Origin of the sequence: Paenalcaligenes sp. Me131 (assembly GCF_050487225.1) — a bacterium.
Classification (GTDB): Bacteria; Pseudomonadota; Gammaproteobacteria; order Burkholderiales; family Burkholderiaceae_B; genus Paenalcaligenes.
This window is the reverse complement of record NZ_JBKQGY010000001.1, coordinates 1105099-1122832: the sequence shown is the minus strand read 5'-3', so window position 1 is coordinate 1122832 and position 17734 is coordinate 1105099. Positions and strand designations below refer to the sequence as shown.

The following is a 17734-nucleotide window of genomic DNA, read 5'->3' as shown; positions in this document are numbered from 1 at the left end:
TCTTTAGGCTGGTTTGGTCATAGAATAAGGTCTGATGCAGTGTTAATTTTTGCCGTGCAGGAGGAAGCGTGATCTCCGAAGAACTTGAAGTTAGTTTACATATGGCTTTTGTCGAGGCCCGTGCGGCACGCCATGAATTCATCACGGTAGAACACCTGTTATTGGCATTATTGGATAATGCCGCAGCAGTTGAAGTTCTGCGTGCATGTGCCGCCAACCTAGAGACATTACGGCAAAATCTGAAAAAATTTATTGCCGAAAATACGCCTATACACCCAGGCGAAGGCGATGTGGATACGCAGCCTACACTAGGCTTTCAGCGAGTCATCCAACGTGCCATCATGCACGTCTCGTCCAGCGGTCAAACCAAGACGGAAGTCACTGGTGCGAATGTACTGGTGGCGATGTATGGCGAGAAAGACTCCCACGCCGTGTATTACTTGCAGCAGCAAGGTATTAGCCGCTTAGATGTGGTGAACTACTTGTCGCATGGTATTGCGAAGTCGGGTGCCGCAACTGAGCCTACAGCACAAGCCGCCAATAAAACGGGCGGTCCTACTGATGCGGGTGCGCAGCGCAGCACGTCAGACGCGCAAAAATCCCCTTTGGATTTGTACACGACCAACCTCAATGCCGAGGCAGGTTTGGGGCGCATAGATCCACTTATTGGGCGCGAGAAAGAAGTAGAGCGCGTCATTCAGGTGTTGTGTCGCCGCCGTAAGAACAACCCATTGCTGGTGGGCGAGGCCGGTGTAGGTAAAACCGCCATAGCCGAAGGCTTAGCATTACGCATCGTGCAGGGCTCAGTGCCTGATTTGCTTGAAGAGGCGATTGTGTATTCGTTGGATATGGGTGCCCTGTTAGCGGGTACTAAATATCGTGGCGATTTTGAACAGCGTTTAAAAGCGGTGCTAAAAGATTTGAGTGAACAAAAACAAGGTATTTTGTTCATTGATGAAATTCATACTTTAATTGGTGCGGGTTCGGCATCCGGCGGCACATTAGATGCTTCCAACTTGTTAAAACCTGCCTTGTCGTCAGGCAAGCTTAAATGTATGGGGGCTACAACCTATACTGAATACCGTGGGATTTTTGAAAAAGATCACGCACTATCGCGACGCTTTCAGAAAATCGATGTGGTAGAGCCAACGGTTTCAGAAACTGTGCAAATTTTGCGTGGCTTAAAAGGTCACTTCGAAGCGCACCACGGTGTTCGTTACACCAATGCAGCTATTGCGGCAGCGGCGGAATTGTCGGCGCGGCATATCACCGATAGATTCTTACCCGATAAGGCTATTGACGTGATTGATGAGGCCGGGGCAGCACAACGACTGCTACCAAAGTCGCGTCAGAAAAAAACCATAGGCAAGCAGGACATACAGGCAACTGTGGCACAAATTGCGCGTATACCGCCTCAAAATGTGTCTACGGATGACAAACACAAGCTGGCTACACTTGAGCGTGATTTGAAATCCATGGTCTTTGGGCAAAGTGCGGCGATTGAAGCCTTGTCCAGTGCCATCAAAATGTCACGTTCGGGTTTGGGACGACCAGACAAACCTATTGGTTCGTTTTTGTTCTCTGGCCCTACAGGGGTGGGCAAGACCGAGGTGGCTCGTCAACTGGCCTTTGTGTTGGGTATAGAGCTGCTGCGCTTTGATATGTCCGAATACATGGAGCGTCACGCGGTATCACGCCTGATAGGCGCTCCACCGGGCTATGTGGGTTTTGAACAGGGTGGTTTGCTAACCGAAGCCGTAACCAAACAGCCGCATTGTGTATTGCTGCTGGATGAGATCGAGAAAGCTCATCCTGATATCTTCAATATTTTGCTGCAGGTCATGGATCACGGCACATTAACGGATAACAATGGCCGCAAGGCTGACTTCCGTAATGTGATTTTGGTGATGACGACCAACGCTGGCGCAGAAATGCTCAGTAAATCCAGTATAGGGTTTACGAAGAGCCAGTCAGCCGGTGACGAAATGGCGGATATCAAGCGTTTGTTTACGCCAGAGTTCCGTAATAGGCTGGATGCGATTGTTAACTTCAAGCCGCTGTCTCGTGACGTTATCCTAAAAGTCGTGGATAAATTCTTGCTGCAGCTTGAGCATCAGTTAAACGAGCGTCGCGTGGATGTGGTCTTTAGTGACGCATTGCGTGAACATCTGGCTGCTAATGGTTTTGATCCAGCAATGGGTGCTAGACCTATGCAACGCCTGATTCAAGACACCATACGCAGAGCCTTGGCAGATGAGCTACTGTTTGGTCGCTTGAGTGATGGTGGGCAGGTTGAAGTGGATCTGGATGATACCGGCAATGTGGTGCTGAAGTTTGGCGACACAGAAAAGCCTAGATCAGAACAGGCCCAGCCCTCTGATACCGAAGCCGAGTTAATTGACTAATCTTTAATGAGCATGAATCACCTGCATGCATGCCCACAATGCGATGCGCTGCACACAGACGTGGACTTGCAAGCAGGTGAGTCCGCAGTGTGCGGGCAATGCGCTTCTGTGCTGGATAAAGCCTCGTCTCTGACTGTGTCAGGTTGGCTGGCGTTGGTGCTAGGCGCGATCATCTTATTTCTATCGGCTAATTTGGCGCCGGTAGTGCATATCACTTTACAGGGGCATCGTATCAGCCCCAATTTCCCCGAAGCTATAGCCCTAAGTTGGCAGCAAGGACATTACTCTCTTGCTGTTATGGGGGGCTTGCTGGGTGTGGTATTCCCCTTATTAATGCTGCTGTACCGACTGTGGGCGCTGTTGGTGATACGTAGTGGGCGCTTACCTTTGGATTTCTCGCTGGGCTTGAGGGTCTTGGGTGTATTGCAGCATTGGTCATTAGTACCCGTAGTGTTTTTGGCCATGATTGTGGCGCTAGTGAAGTTTGCGGGATTAGCGCAGGTAGCACCTGCTTACGGCTTGTGGGCGTATGCAGCGCTGATGCTGGTGTATACTTCGGCCTCGCGATTAAACGTGCAAAAGCTGTGGGATATGGCAGCTGAAAAAGGCATGGTAATGGCGAGTGCACCAGTGAATTCTGGGGATTTCATTGGTTGCAGTGCGTGTGGTTTAGTGCAAACGCCAGATGAAGGGGCGCCATGTTTGCGCTGCAATGCAACGTTGCATAAACGTAAGCCTGATATGCAAAATCGGGCGTGGGCGTTTTTGCTGACGGCGATGCTGTTGTATGTACCGGCAAATATTCTGCCCATTATGGTACTCACTACGCCTCTGGGGTCTTCGTCACACACAATTTTAGGCGGTGTGATTGAACTTTGGGAAAGTGACTCTGCTGATCTGGCATTGATCGTTTTCACCGCCAGTATCGTGGTGCCTTTTACGAAGTTTGTGGCGTTAGTGGTGTTGCTATGTGGTGCGCACCGTTGGAAAGGGCGTGTAGTACAGCGTCAACGCACTCGTATTTATGAGTTGGTAGAGTTTATTGGTCAGTGGTCTATGTTGGATGTGTTTGTGGTCCTGTTGTTGGGGGCGATGGGTAATTTCCCCGGACTGTCACAGATTATCCCTGGTTCTGCTGCCTTGAGTTTTGGCTTGGTAGTGGTGTTGACCATGCTATCAGCATTAAGTTTTGACCCTAGAGTAGGCTGGGATGCTCGTACGGCGCAGCAGCGATCTATGCAGGCTGTACGGGAAAATAGCGATCTGAAGGTAGAGTAACTATGCAAACAGATGACCATGACACCGCTGCTGCGCAGCAGGAGACGCCTACAGCAAGGCCGGTGCGTGAGCCTACGCGCGTTCAGCGTGAGAAAAGACGATTCTCTTGGATATGGCTAGTGCCTATTGTGGCGTTGGTGGTGGGTGCCTCCGTATTGGTACGCCACTGGATGAATACTGGCCCAGTTATTACCGTAAGCTTTATTGCGGCAGAAGGCATTCAGGCTGGCCAAACTGAGTTGCGCTACAAAGATGTGGTGATAGGTAATGTGACGGGTGTGAGCGTGGCCCCTGATCGTAAACAGGTGCTGGTACACATACAGCTACATAAAGAAGGCGCAGACTATATTACCCAAGCAGAGTCCAAGTTCTGGGTGGTGCGACCACGTCTAGGTATTAGTGGTGTTTCAGGCTTAGGAACAATCCTGTCAGGCGCTTTTATTAGTGTAGATGCGCCTTCTAAATTAGATACCAAAGCAGATCCTGTCACTTCTTTTGTGGGGGTGGAAGTTCCACCTGAAATTAGTAGCAGTAGCCCAGGTGCGCGGTTTAGCTTATTAGCGCCAGAGTTGGGCTCGCTCGAGATCGGTTCGCCCGTCTATTTCCGCGAAATCAACGTGGGGCAAGTGCTAGGCTACAGCCTAGATGATCAAGGCAGAGGGGTGAACATTCAGGTGTTCATCAATGCACCTAATGATAGGTTTGTGACGCAAGCATCAAGGTTCTGGAACGTTAGCGGCATCAATATGTCGTTTAATGCGGATGGCTTTGCAGTCAATACGGCATCGTTGATCTCCATGCTTTCTGGGGGCGTGGCTTTTAGTATGGGCGATGAAGAAAACGCACCTAGAGCTCAGTCGGGTGACGAGTTTGTCTTGTTCTCAGGTGAGGCACAAGCACAGGCAAGGCCAGATGGTGAGCCGTTTGAATTAGAGTTCCATTTCTATCAAAGTGTACGTGGCTTGAAAGTTGGTGCATCCATTGATTTCCAAGGCATGGAGCTAGGTCGCGTCACCAGCATTGAAATGGATCTGGATGCTGACAGACGCCGTTTTTACACCGTGGTACGTGGAGATATTTATCCAATGCGTTTGGGTTCTGTTTATGAGCATATTAAAAAGAACCTGGCTGGTGATGATGAGCCTGTGCGCGACTTTATTTCTACATTAGTAAAAAATGGTTTGCGCGCTCAAATGCAGACGGCAAATCTGCTGACAGGACAACAGTTTATTGCGTTGGATTTCTTCCCTGGCGTAGACACCGTAGAGTTCAACGAGCACAGCACGCCATTGGAAATCCCTGTGATCAAAGGTGACTTTGATAGGTTGCAGCAGCAGATACTATCTATTGTGAACAAGATCGAGGCCTTGCCGCTGGATGAGACTGTGAAGTCCTTGAATGCAAGTTTGCGTCAGTTAACTGGCCTCACTAAGCGCTTGGAAAATGGTTTGGTGCCTGTGGCTGCTGATACGTTACGAGCCGCACAGCAAGCGCTAGAGCGTGCCAATACATTGCTGTCCGAGAACTCTCCTGTAACAGGAGGGGTAGAGCAACTGATGTTAGAAATGAATCGTACCCTGCGATCCGTGAATGGATTGGTAGAGGAGCTGCAAAGTCAGCCTTCATCGTTATGGCGCGGCAGAGCAGCAGATAAGTTACCGGAGTCCCGCTAATGAAAACAAAACTTGGCTTAATGGCATCGTGCTTGCTCTTGGCAGCTTGCTCTTCTGTACCAACACCGCGTTTCTTTAGTTTGGTGCAGGTGGAGCAAACGGCTGCACCACAGACGATGGCCAATAAAGCAGTGTTTGTACAAACGGTAAAAGTGCCTGCTCAGCTCGATCGAAAGCAGATTGTGCTGGATTTAGGGGACGGGCAAGAGGTGCAATTGCTCAATGACTACCAATGGGCGGCGGCGCTGAGTGAAGAGCTGCAGCAGGCGCTGCGCGTGAATCTAACGCAAAGCTTAGGGGTGCCTAGTGCAGAGCTAAGCCGCCAAGAGGACACAATCCCTTATTGGCGCATTGATGTGGATGTGCAGCGCTTTGAGTCCAAATATGGGGAGTCTGTGCGCCAAGAGTATTCGTGGCGGTTAAGCCCAGTACATTTTCAGGGTACGACAAGCCTATGCCGCATTAGTTTGCAGCAGCCTGCAGGGCCTGGTGTAGAAGGGTTAGCTTACGCTCACCAAGAGTTGGTGCAGCAATTTAGCCAAGTGATGATGCAGCAGATGCTGCAGGGGAGTGCGCCGCAGGCCGGAGGGAATATCCAAAGCCTGCAGTGTATGAACTAATTAGGCGCGGCCCGTGCTGCCAAAACCGCCAGCGCCGCGTGAACTGTCTTCAAAGTCTTCAACAATATTCAGATCCAGCTGAACCACAGGTACTACCACCATTTGAGCAATACGCTCCATAGGGTTGATGGTGAATGTGGTTTGGCCACGGTTCCATACTGAAACCATTAATGGTCCTTGGTAGTCTGAATCAATCAAACCCACCAAATTACCCAGCACTACACCATGTTTGTGGCCCAAGCCAGAGCGCGGCAATATCATGGCGGCGTAGTTGGGGTTGGCAAGGTGCATTGCCATGCCGGTAGGAATCAACTCGCAAGCGCCTGGGGCCAGCTCTAGGGGTTGATCTAGACAAGCGCGTAGATCTAGGCCTGCAGAGCCTGGTGTGGCATAGGTGGGCAGCTCAGCGCGCAGGCGCTCGTCAAGAATTTTGATATTAACTGTTTGCATAGTTAAGAATTAGTGTTCCAGGTGAAGGGCGATGCGCTGTATCAGCTTGCGGGCAGCGGTAAGCTTATCCGTAGCAGGCCACGCGTCATGACCTTGTTCATCAAAAATAACCAGTTCGGTGTCGTCAGCATGCATGGCTCGTTGCGCTAAGTTGCCAACGAGCAAAGGGATGTTTTTGCGACGACGTTTAGCTTCGGCAAAGCTAAGTAGCTGCTCGGTTTCGGCAGCAAAGCCTACGCAGAAAGGCCGGTCAGCAAGGGCCGCCACCTCGGCCAGAATGTCAGGGTTGGGGGCGAACGCTAATTGCGGACTATCTTGGGTTTGGTTCTTCTTCAGTTTCTGATCGCTGGCATTGCTGACATACCAATCCGCAACAGCCGCCACGGCAATGAATACATCGCTGTGGGAAGCGCGCTGCATGACGGCTGTGTGCATGTCGCGCGCGCTTTCTACACTGATACGTTGAACCGCATAGGGGGCTGCCAGATTGACAGGGCCTGAGATCAGTTCTACGTCTGCACCAGCTTCTCTAGCAGCTTGGGCAAGGGCGTAGCCCATTTTTCCAGACGAGCGGTTGGTGATCACACGTACCGGATCAATGGCTTCGCTGGTGGGGCCTGCTGTAATCAGTACTTTTTTGCCTTTGAGCAGCTTGGGCTGAAAGAAAGCACGAATTTCGCTAAGCAGTTGATCAGGTTCTAGCATACGGCCATCACCAAACTCCCCGCAGGCTTGATCGCCATGTCCAGGGCCTAAAATGATGACACCGTCTTCGCGTAGCTGCTGAATATTGCGCTGCGTAGCAGGGTGAGCCCACATTTCGCGGTTCATGGCGGGGGCAACCAGTAACGGGCAATTGCCCCTAGCAACACAAAGCGTGCTCAGTAAGTCGTCAGCAAAACCATGCGCCAACTTAGCGATAAAGTCAGTGCTGGCAGGCGCAATTAAAATAGCATCAGCCTGACGGCTAAGCTGTATGTGCGCCATGTTGTCATTGGGGCGGGAGTCCCAAATATTGCTAAAAACTGGGCGCCCGGACAAGGCTTGCATGGTGACGGGGGTAATGAACTGCTCGGCAGCAGCGGTCATGACTACATCAACGCTTGCGCCTAGGTCTTTGGTGCGGCGTACCAGTTCGGCAATTTTGTAGCAGGCAACGCCTCCAGTGAGGCCAAAAACCAGGTTTTTCTGGGTTAGCTCGCGCATGGTCACATGTCCTGAAAGATTAATCGTCTTGGGATTGACGCTGCTTGCGAACGCGAAGAAACTCGTCAATCAACAATAGAATAGCACCGCACGTAATGGCGACGTCAGCAATGTTGAATGCCGGAAAATACCAGCCTTTCCAATGAAACAATAAGAAATCGACGACATGGCCGTGTAGCAGTCTATCGATTACGTTGCCCAAGGCTCCGCCTAGGATGAGGCTTAACGACGCGCAGAACATCCGTTGACCGGGGTTGCGACGTAGCCAGTACAGAATGAGGGAGCAGGCAACAGCTGCAATGCCTAAAAAGAACCATTTTTGCCAACCTGAACCGCCGGCCAAGAAGCTAAAGGCTGCTCCGGGGTTATAGAGTAGGGTGAAGTCAAAAAATGGGAATACGTTCCAGCGCTCTGCGTACAGCAGATTCTGGTTGAAATAGCTTTTGCTTTGCTGGTCAAGCAGGATGATGACCAGCGCAAGCAAGAGCCACCCCCAGAACAGCCGGCGATCGGCCGGCTTGCTGGGGGTGCTGAGGTTATTGACTACTGGCTCAGGCATAGTATCTAGGTTCGCCGTCACCAAATAGGTTTTCTACACAACGACCGCACAGAGTTGGGTGATCGGTGTGGCTACCTACGTCTTCACGGTGGTGCCAGCAACGCTCACACTTCTCTTCTTCGCTGGCGGACACCTCAATGCGCAGTGCATCGGCTTGGTGCAGCGTGGCGCGGGAGACCATCATCACAAAGCGTAGGTCGTCGCCTAGGCTTGCCAAGATGGGGTGGTCGGTGGCGTCAGCGTAGATGTCTAGCTCGGCGGCCAAGGATGAGCCAATCTTGCCTGCGCTACGTACGTCTTCGATGTGTTTCATTACATCCGAACGAATAGCGCGCAGACGCAACCATTTTTGACTCAGTGCATCGTTGTCAGCCATCTCAGGGAAGGCATGGAACAACTCTGTAAAGATAGTCAGTGGGGGCGTTGCTTCGTCGCAGTGCAAGTCTTTCCAAGCTTCTTCGGCTGTGAAAGACAGAATCGGTGCCATCAGTTTCAGTAAGGCATGGGTGATATGCCAAATGGCCGTTTGTGCAGAGCGGCGAGCCAAGCTAGTTGGGGCAGCAGTGTATAAACGGTCTTTCAGAATATCCAGATAGAATGCGCCCAAGTCTTCGGAGCAGAAAATCTGCAAGCGAGACACGATAGGGTGGAATTCATATACCTTGTAATGTGCTTCTACTTCGGCCTGCATGCTAGCCGTCATGTCCAGCGCATAGCGGTCGATTTCCAGCATCTTGTCTAGGTCTACACCGTCTTTAGTGATATCGAAATCAGCAACGTTACCTAACAAGAACTTCAAGGTATTACGAATACGACGGTAGCCTTCTACCACGCGTTTCAGAATTTCATCGGAAATAGAGAGCTCACCCGAGTAGTCGGTAGATGCTGTCCATAAACGCAGAATTTCAGCGCCCATCTTATCGGCCACGGTTTGCGGCAGAATGATGTTACCGATAGATTTACTCATCTTACGGCCTTCACCATCAACCACGAAGCCGTGTGTCAGCAAGGCTTTGTACGGCGCACGGCCATAGAGCATGCAGCCAGTTAGCAGGGATGAGTGGAACCAACCACGGTGCTGATCAGAGCCTTCCAAATAGAGGTCGGCAGGCCAGTTTAATTGGTCAGAGTGCGAACCTTTGATTTGGCCATCATGATCACCACCCAACACGGTGGCATGGGTAGAGCCAGAGTCAAACCACACGTCCAGCGTGTCACGGTTTTTCTCGTAGAACTGCGCATCTTCACCCAAGAAGGTGTTGATATCCAGTTCTTGCCAGGCCTCGATACCTTTGACCTCGATTAGTTTGGCGATTTCTTCCATCAACTCAGGCGTACGTGGGTGCAGTTCACCTGTTTCTTTGTGTACAAAGAAAGCCATAGGCACGCCCCACTGGCGCTGTCTGGATAGTGTCCAGTCAGGGCGATTGGCGATCATGGCATGCAAACGTGCATGTCCCCAAGAGGGATAGAATTTTGTAGCATCTACGGCTTCTAGTGCCATTTCGCGCAGGGTGCGGCCGGTACTGTTGGCTTTGTCCATGCCAGCAAACCATTGGCTGGTAGCACGGTAGATAATGGGTGTTTTGTGACGCCAGCAGTGCATGTAGCTGTGCGTGTTCTTTTCGAATTTCAGCAAAGAACCCGCTTCTTGCAGTGCTTCAACGATTTTAGGATTAGCATCCCAGATCATCATGCCGCCAAACAAAGGCAGGGTGCTGGCATACACGCCATTCCCCATGACTGGGCTGATGATGTCTTTATCGTCTAAACCGTGTTTTTTGCAGATTTGGAAGTCATCAATACCGTAAGCAGGTGCGGAGTGCACCACGCCAGTACCGGAATCCAGTGTTACGTATTCAGCACAGTACGCAGGCGACAAGCGTGCGTAACCAGGGTCTACGTCGTACAGAGGATGACGGAACTCCAAGCCCTCTAAATCGCTACCTATAGCGCGAGCTACGATCTTACCGCTCAGCTTCCAGTCTTCTAGGCAGCTTTCTACCAAGTCGGATGCGATCAGCAGGTATTTACCTGTGCTGCGTGCTTCGTCCAGTTCTACCAATGCATATTCTTCTTCTGGATGAATATTCAGAGCTTGGTTAGAGGGGATAGTCCACGGTGTGGTGGTCCAAATGACAACAGCACCGTCTACTGCCGTAGCGTGTTTGAAGGCTTTGGCGACCAATTCAGGCTGGTCAAAGCGGAATGCGACGTAAATAGAAGGGTCTGTGCGGTTGGCGTATTCCACTTCGGCTTCGGCCAATGCGGATTGACAGTCAAAACACCAGTTCACCGGTTTCAAACCACGGAATACAAAGCCTTTTTGCATGATTCTAGACAGCACACGCAGCTCATCGGCTTCGTTACTGTAGTTCATGGTCAGGTAGGGGTTATCCCATTCGCCCAGTACGCCCAGGCGTTTGAAGTCTTTGCGTTGGTGGTCGATTTGCTCAAGCGCATAAGCGCGAGCTTTGGCTTGGGTTTCAGCTACTGGCAGGTTTTTGCCATACAGCTTTTCAATTTGCACTTCGATAGGCATACCGTGGCAATCCCAGCCAGGTACGTATTGCGCATCAAAGCCAGCCATGTTGTGGCTTTTAACAATAATATCTTTAAGAATTTTGTTGGCAGCGTGGCCTAAGTGCAAAGAGCCATTGGCGTAAGGAGGGCCGTCGTGCAACACGAATTTCGGACGTCCTTTGCTGGCGGCGCGAATGGCCTCATAGACTTTTTTCTCCTCCCAGTCGGCAATCCAGCCGGGTTCACGTTTAGGGAGGTCTCCCCGCATTGGAAAGGGGGTGTTGGGCAGGTTTAAGGTGTTTTTATAGTCCATTGACAACAAAATACTCGCGAGCCTGTTGCGCATCGTTTTCGATGGCAGCAGTCAAAGTTTGGAGATCAGGGAATTTTTCTTCTTCCCGTACAAAGTTTAGGAAATCAACCTTCACCAGTTTACCGTAAGCGTCGATGTTGATGTCGAGTAAATGCACTTCCAGCAACAATGCTCCGGTATCGGTGACGGTAGGGCGTACGCCTAGGCTGGCCACGCCCGCTAAGGGCTGAGGGCCAAGGCCATGTACACGTACAATATATATACCTGAACGTGCAGCACAGTGTTCAGGTACAGCAATATTTAGGGTGGGGAAATTCAGGGTTCGTCCCAACTTTTGGCCATGGATCACATGGCCGCTAAGTTGATACGGTTGTCCCAACAGCTCTGCGCTACGGGTCATATTGCCTACGGCCAGTAAAGAACGCAGTTCGCTACTGGAAATGCGATGGCCTTGTGCGTCGGCAATGTCTTCTATGGTTTGTACTTCGAAGCCCAAGCGTTTCCCGTAGTCCATGAGCAGTTCTACGTTACCTTGGCGTTGATGGCCAAAGCGGAAATCTTTACCTACCAAGAGCCAACGCGTGTTCAGACCATCGACCAGAAGTTGTTGTATAAACTGCTCGGCGCGCATATCAGCGAACGCATGATTGAATTTTGCCAGTACAATTTGCGCCATTCCGTGGCATGCGAGCAACGATAGTTTGTCACGCAGACTGCTGATTTGGGTAGGTGCTAGCTCTGGCCTGTTTCCTCGCTGAGCAAAATAGGCTCTAGGGTGCGGGGTGAACGTGATGGCGGTAGGAGTAAGTTCACGAGTACAGGCTTCGCTGCGTACCTTTTCCAGTATGGCTTGATGACCTAGGTGTACACCATCAAAGTTGCCAATGGTGACGGCGCTGGGCCGTGATGAGTCAAAGCGTGGCAGTGTGCGATAAATGGATAAAGCGGATTTCACGGTTTGATGAAGGTTAAGCCAGATTGAGTAAAGGAAAGGTTTTGACAGAGAGTGCTACAGCGCGCAGGCTGGTTATTTTAATCTCAGGTCGCGGTTCAAATATGCAGGCTATTGTAGACGCAATACGTCACAACGGTTGGCCTGCAGAGGTTTGTGCCGTGATCACGCACAGAGCAAACTCAGAAGGTGTGCAGTGGGCAGAGCAAAAAGGCATCGTAACCCACTATATTAACCATACAGAATACCAAAGCCGAGAGCAGTTTGATGCGGTTCTGCAAGAAACCATAGATGCTTACGCGCCAGATTATGTGTTGTTGGCTGGGTTTATGCGCGTGTTGACCCCCGGTTTTGTGCGCCATTATCTAGGCCGTCTGATTAATGTACATCCCTCCTTGCTACCACTATTCCCCGGTTTGCATACGCATCAGCAAGCATTGGAAGCGGGTGTGCAATGGCATGGATGTACCGTGCATTTTGTGACGCCAGAGTTAGACAGTGGCCCAACCATTGCGCAGGGGATTGTGCCGGTATGCACAGGTGATGATGCGCAAACGCTGGCAGAACGCTTGCTCCCGGTAGAGCATAAGGTCTACACCGAGGTGGTGCGTTGGTTGGTGGAAGGCCGCGTACAATGTGTGGATGGTAAAGAAGTGCAGGTCGCAGGCGTGTCCTCCCGTGCATTTATCTAAATTTGTTGTAATTTGCTCTTAGGTGGCTATGTCTCAGGTTTCTCCTTCTCGTTTTATCCGTGTTCCGCAGCGTGTCCAGCAATTGCAGGAAGTTATGCCGTTGTTGAAAGACTGGCAGCAACCTGCCGATGCTGTGCTGGCGCAATGGATGAAAGGTCAGCCAGCTTTAGGTGGTCGCGACCGAGCAGAGCTCAGTGATGCCGTGTTCGCTTTGTTGCGTCAGTGGCGTTTGTTTGAACAACTGACAGCCGATTCTGGCGAACAACAGGGCCGTAGGATGGCACTGTTGGCGCTGGCGGAATTGCACGGGTTGGAGGCAGTCAGTCAAGAGCTAGAGGCAGAAGAGCAGCAGTGGTTGCAGCAGGCTTGTGCTGCGAATAAAGAGAATTTGCCTTTTGCGCAGCGTTTTAGTTTGCCTGATTGGTTGGCTGAAGAACTGCAAAAACAAGACAATCCAGAGGCTTTGGCGGCAGCGCTGAATAGTGAGGCCAGTATTGATATACGTGTGAATCCGCTGCGTGCAGATCGCAAGAAAATGCTGAAAACCCTGCAGCAAGGTGAGCGCGCAGCCTTTAAGCCTGAAGCCATGAGTTACTCACCGTGGGGGATTCGTTTAGAAGGAAGGCCTACTTTGCGTCATTGGCCTGAGTTCGATAAAGGAGAGCTAGAGGTGCAAGACGAGGGCAGTCAGATTCTGGCAGCCTTGGTAGCGCCTCGACGTAATGAAATTATTATCGATTTTTGTGCAGGGGCAGGGGGCAAAAGCCTGCTGCTGGGCGCGCTGATGCGCGGCACCGGAAAGTTGTATGCCATGGATGTTTCGGCGGCACGTTTAGAACGCGCCAAGCCTAGGTTTGCCCGTTGCGGTATCGATAATGTGAACAGTTTTGCGATTCCTGAAAACGATGATGCGCGTTTGCAGCGTTTTTACGGCAAAGCTCAGCGTGTTTTAGTTGATGCGCCGTGTAGCGGTTTGGGAACTTTACGCCGCAACCCTGATCTAAAATGGCGTCTACGGGCAGAAGAAATCACGCAATATGTTGAGCTACAGCAAGTGATCTTGCAAAGAGCAGCAAAGTGCGTGGCTCCAGGTGGTAGACTTGTTTATGCTACGTGTAGTGTGCTGCCGCAGGAAAATGAGCAACAGATCCAGGCCTTCCTGCAGGCATGTCCAGACTTTCAAGTGGTGCCAGTAAATGAGGTGCTTAAAGCTCGTATACCTAATTTACTCATGCAGGGTGATTATTTAAGCCTGCGTCCAGATCTGCATGGGACGGACGGTTTTTTTGCAGCAGTTCTCGTGAGAACGGCTGGCGCTTCTTGATGGGGTTGACATTGCAGTTGAAATATTGCTGTCCTCTAAACCCCAAGTGAGCTACACTTTTCGTGTCTTTATCATCATGGATCATCTATAAAAGGTCTATGCAAAATTTTCTGAATTTTCTAGCTGGTGGGTTCTTGCAACTGTCTTGGTGGCAGGTTGTACTGATTACCCTGGTGCTTACGCACATTACTATTGTTTCGGTGACAGTATTCCTTCACCGTAGTCAGGCCCATCGTGGCTTGGATCTGCATCCAGCTGTGATGCACTTTTTCCGTTTTTGGCTTTGGATGACTACCGGTATGGTCACCAAAGAGTGGGTGGCTATTCACCGTAAACACCACGCACGTTGCGAACGTGAAGGTGATCCTCACTCGCCCGTAGTATTTGGTTTGGGTATGGTGTTCTTCCGTGGTGCAGAATTGTATCGCTTGGAAGCAACAAACGAAGAAACATTGAAACGCTTCGGTCACGGCACGCCGGATGACTGGATGGAGCGCAATGTGTACTCCAAACATAACCTGCTTGGTATTTTGATCATGCTGGTTCTGGATATCATGCTGTTTGGCCTAGAAGGCTTAGCAGTGTGGGCAGTACAGATGGCATGGATTCCATTCTGGGCAGCTGGTGTTGTAAACGGTTTAGGCCACGCTGTGGGCTACCGAAACTTTGCTAGCCCTGATACCAGCACCAACGTGTTCCCAATCGGGATCATCATTGGTGGCGAAGAGCTGCACAACAACCACCATGCTTACGGTACTTCTGCGAAGTTCTCCAGCAAGTGGTACGAGTTTGACTTGGGCTGGTGCTACATCAGTGTGCTGAAGTTCTTCAAACTGGCGCAGGTGAAAAAAGTAGCGCCTAAGCTGAAGCTGGAACCAGAAAGCAAGGCATTGGCAGACAGCATCAGCTTGTCTACATTGCAGGGCGTGATCACACACCGCTACGAAATTTTGGCGCGTTATGCTGAGATCATCAGCAATACGGCCAAAGAAGAGTTGGCGCGTTTGAAACCTTCCCTGAATGCAGCCGATCCTAACTGCAAATGGGGCTTGTTGAAGCGTTGCGGCGACTGGATTGGTCGTGGTGACGAAGTGCTGGATCCAGAACAGCGCGCGCAGTTGCAAACTGTGTTGGAAGAAGATACACGCCTGTCTACCGTGGTGCGTATGCAAATGGAACTGTCCCGTATATGGGAAAGCTCTACCGCATCCAGTGAACAGTTGTTGGCTGATTTGCGCGGCTGGTGCCAGCGTGCACAGCAAAGCGGTATTGAGAGTTTGGAACAATTTGCGCAACGTCTGCGTCGCTACGCGGCATGATGCATGGACTGAACCCTCAGCAGCAACAGGCAGTCACACAAGCTCCCGTCCATACCTTAGTGTTGGCGGGAGCAGGCAGCGGAAAAACGCGAGTCCTGACTACCCGAATGGCTTGGTTGATGCAAACGCAACAACTAAGCCCTTTTGCTTTAATGGCGGTAACCTTTACCAATAAAGCTGCTCGTGAGATGTTGACGCGTTTGCAAGCGCAAATGCCCATCGATACGCGAGGCATGTGGGTAGGTACCTTTCACGGCTTGTGCAATCGTTTACTGCGCGCGCATCACCGCGACGCTGGGTTGCCCCAAAGCTTTCAAATTCTAGATAGCGCAGACCAACTGTCTGCGATCAAGCGCCTGATTAAAGCGAGTAATGTGGATGATGAGAAGTATCCACCTCGTGATGTGCAGCGCTTTATCAACTCCAGCAAAGAAGATGGCTTTAGGCCAGATGATTTGGATGAGTTTGATCCACACCAGAAAATGCTGGTGGACTTGTATAGACAATACCAAGAGCAATGTGAACGTGAAGGCGTAGTAGACTTCGCTGAATTGTTGTTGCGCGCCTATGAGCTGCTGCAACGCAATGAGCCTGTACGTAAGCATTACCAGCGACGTTTCCGTCATATCTTGGTGGACGAGTTTCAAGATACTAACCGTTTGCAGTACAAGTGGCTGCAATTGTTGGCGGGCGATGGCGCGGCCATTTTTGCTGTGGGTGATGACGATCAGTCTATCTATGCATTCCGTGGTGCGAATGTAGGCAATATGGCCGACTTCGAGCGCCAGTATGCAAACGGCAATGTGATACGTCTTGAGCAAAACTACCGATCTAGTGCCCATATTCTGGATGCGGCAAATGCCCTGATTTCTCAGAATAAGAATCGCTTGGGTAAAAACCTCTGGACGGATTCTGGCGAAGGCGAACAGATTCGAGTGTCCGAGCAAGCCTCTGATACCTTGGAAGCGCAATGGGTAGTGGATGAAATTCGCGCCTTAATACGTGATGGTTGGGCCAGAGATCAAATTGCGATTCTGTATCGCAGTAATGCGCAATCGCGTGTGCTTGAGCATCATCTGTTTAGTTCTGGGATTCCGTACAAAGTGTATGGCGGCCAACGCTTTTTTGAGCGTCAAGAAATTAAACACGTATTGGCATACCTGCGTCTCATACATAACCCCTTTGATGACACCTCATGGCTACGTGTAGTGAACTTTCCTACGCGGGGTATTGGGGCTAGGTCATTAGAAACGCTGGGCGATCACGCGAGACAGTATGGCATTAGCCTGTATCAGGCTGTACCGTACATGAGTGGTAGAGCGGCTAGCAATTTGCAGGCCTTTGTAGAGCTGATTCATCGTTTGGCTAGTGAAGCGCAAGTGGTTTCGCTACCTGAGCTGATTGAGCTAGTGGTACACGAAAGTGGCTTGTTAACGCATTATCAGGCTGACAGAGAAGGTGCCGAGCGTCTGGAAAACTTGCAAGAGTTGGTCAACGCGGCAACGGTGTTTGAGCAGGAAGAAAACTTTGCGGGTACGCCAGCAGGTCGTATTCCGGAAGCTGTGCCAGGTTCAGTACCTGAAACTGAAAGCGGCTTGCCAGCACTAGCGCCTATGTCGGCACTAGGGGCTTTCTTGACGCATGCTTCGTTGGAGGCAGGTGATAACCAAGCGCAGACCGGCGAAGATGCTATTCAACTGATGACCACGCACGCCGCCAAAGGTTTGGAGTTTGATGCTGTGTTTGTGACAGGCTTAGAAGAAGGTCTATTCCCGCACGACAACAGCATTGGCGAGCCAGGCGGTCTAGAGGAAGAGCGGCGTCTTATGTACGTGGCTATTACGCGTGCACGCAAGCGTTTGTACATTACGCTTGCGCAAAGCCGTATGCTACATGGCCAAACACGCTACGCCATGCGTTCGCGCTTCTTGGATGAAGTGCCTGAGCAGCACATGAAATGGTTGACTCCTCAGGTACGCGTACAAGAAAGCGTATCGTCTTCTGGTACAAGCTGGGGCGGTGGTGCGTTTAGACGCGGCTCCAGCTGGCAGGGTCAGCAAGGTAGTAGCATGCGTATGAACACCCCCAATTTCAGCGCCAGTGGTGGTGTGGTGGTGGGCGATAAGCATTTCCGAGTGGGGCAAGGTGTGCGCCATCAGAAGTTTGGTGATGGCACGATTTTGAACTTAAGCGGCAGTGGTAATGAGGCACAGGCTCAAATTCAGTTCCGAGATGCGGGGATGAAGACATTGGCGTTGGGTATAGCCAAGATTGAGATTATTGCAGGCTGATTGTTGCTGCTAGAGTGGTTTTGGAAAAAGCTTCACATGGGGATGTCTATGTGAAGCTTTTTTATGCGCCGTAGAAAGGCTGTATTCATCGCACGTGTTGGGGGAAGGAGAGCTTTTTGTGATTTGAGA

13 protein-coding genes are annotated in these 17734 nt (G+C 50.9%); 8 read left to right on the top strand and 5 right to left on the bottom strand.

Going from position 1 to position 17734, the window contains the following annotated elements; all coding sequences use genetic code 11:
• Window positions 1-101: 101 nt before the first annotated feature.
• From clpA to ACLPHM_RS05370, 4 genes are read left to right on the top strand one after another with little or no spacing between them, the layout of a single operon-like run.
• A complete protein-coding gene (gene clpA, locus ACLPHM_RS05385; RefSeq protein ID WP_430220233.1) occupies window positions 102-2405 on the top strand; it encodes an ATP-dependent Clp protease ATP-binding subunit ClpA in 2304 nt (767 codons plus the stop codon).
• A gap of 12 nt (window positions 2406-2417) precedes the next feature.
• Complete coding sequence (locus tag ACLPHM_RS05380; protein WP_430220232.1) at window positions 2418-3683, top strand: paraquat-inducible protein A; 1266 nt, start codon at window positions 2418-2420, stop codon at window positions 3681-3683.
• 2 nt (window positions 3684-3685) lie between these two features.
• On the top strand, window positions 3686-5356 hold the full coding sequence (locus tag ACLPHM_RS05375; RefSeq protein WP_430220231.1) for a PqiB family protein: 1671 nt from the start codon (window positions 3686-3688) through the stop codon (window positions 5354-5356).
• Entirely contained in the window at window positions 5356-5976 is a 621-nt protein-coding gene (locus tag ACLPHM_RS05370) for a PqiC family protein (protein WP_430220230.1), read from the top strand. The genes ACLPHM_RS05375 and ACLPHM_RS05370 overlap by 1 nt, the downstream gene beginning before the upstream one ends.
• On the opposite strand, the gene dut is transcribed toward ACLPHM_RS05370, so the two are convergent.
• From dut to ACLPHM_RS05345, 5 genes are read right to left on the bottom strand one after another with little or no spacing between them, the layout of a single operon-like run.
• The gene (gene dut / locus ACLPHM_RS05365) at window positions 5977-6426 is read right to left on the bottom strand and encodes a dUTP diphosphatase (RefSeq protein WP_430220229.1); all 450 of its coding nucleotides are present in this window, start codon (window positions 6424-6426) and stop codon (window positions 5977-5979) included.
• A 9-nt stretch (window positions 6427-6435) separates the two neighbouring features.
• On the bottom strand, window positions 6436-7632 hold the full coding sequence (gene coaBC / locus ACLPHM_RS05360) for a bifunctional phosphopantothenoylcysteine decarboxylase/phosphopantothenate--cysteine ligase CoaBC (protein ID WP_430220228.1): 1197 nt from the start codon (window positions 7630-7632) through the stop codon (window positions 6436-6438).
• A 19-nt stretch (window positions 7633-7651) separates the two neighbouring features.
• The gene (gene lspA, locus ACLPHM_RS05355) at window positions 7652-8191 is read right to left on the bottom strand and encodes a signal peptidase II (protein ID WP_430220227.1); all 540 of its coding nucleotides are present in this window, start codon (window positions 8189-8191) and stop codon (window positions 7652-7654) included.
• Complete coding sequence (gene ileS / locus ACLPHM_RS05350; protein WP_430220226.1) at window positions 8184-11027, bottom strand: isoleucine--tRNA ligase; 2844 nt, start codon at window positions 11025-11027, stop codon at window positions 8184-8186. Before ileS ends, lspA begins: the two co-directional genes overlap by 8 nt.
• The gene (locus tag ACLPHM_RS05345) at window positions 11017-11982 is read right to left on the bottom strand and encodes a bifunctional riboflavin kinase/FAD synthetase (RefSeq protein WP_430220225.1); all 966 of its coding nucleotides are present in this window, start codon (window positions 11980-11982) and stop codon (window positions 11017-11019) included. The genes ileS and ACLPHM_RS05345 overlap by 11 nt, the downstream gene beginning before the upstream one ends.
• Window positions 11983-12023: 41 nt before the next feature.
• On the opposite strand from ACLPHM_RS05345, the gene purN reads away from it, so the two are divergent.
• From purN to ACLPHM_RS05325, 4 genes are all read left to right on the top strand, one after another.
• Window positions 12024-12671: a phosphoribosylglycinamide formyltransferase gene (purN, locus tag ACLPHM_RS05340; RefSeq protein ID WP_430220224.1), complete on the top strand. Its 648-nt coding sequence runs from the start codon at window positions 12024-12026 to the stop codon at window positions 12669-12671.
• A 28-nt stretch (window positions 12672-12699) separates the two neighbouring features.
• Window positions 12700-13995 carry an RsmB/NOP family class I SAM-dependent RNA methyltransferase gene (locus tag ACLPHM_RS05335; RefSeq protein ID WP_430220223.1) on the top strand — a complete coding sequence of 432 codons (1296 nt, stop codon included), beginning with the start codon at window positions 12700-12702 and terminating at the stop codon, window positions 13993-13995.
• Between the two features lie 98 nt (window positions 13996-14093).
• Window positions 14094-15314 carry a DesA family fatty acid desaturase gene (locus tag ACLPHM_RS05330; protein WP_430220222.1) on the top strand — a complete coding sequence of 407 codons (1221 nt, stop codon included), beginning with the start codon at window positions 14094-14096 and terminating at the stop codon, window positions 15312-15314.
• Entirely contained in the window at window positions 15311-17605 is a 2295-nt protein-coding gene (locus tag ACLPHM_RS05325) for a UvrD-helicase domain-containing protein (RefSeq protein ID WP_430220221.1), read from the top strand. The genes ACLPHM_RS05330 and ACLPHM_RS05325 overlap by 4 nt, the downstream gene beginning before the upstream one ends.
• Window positions 17606-17734: the final 129 nt, after the last annotated feature.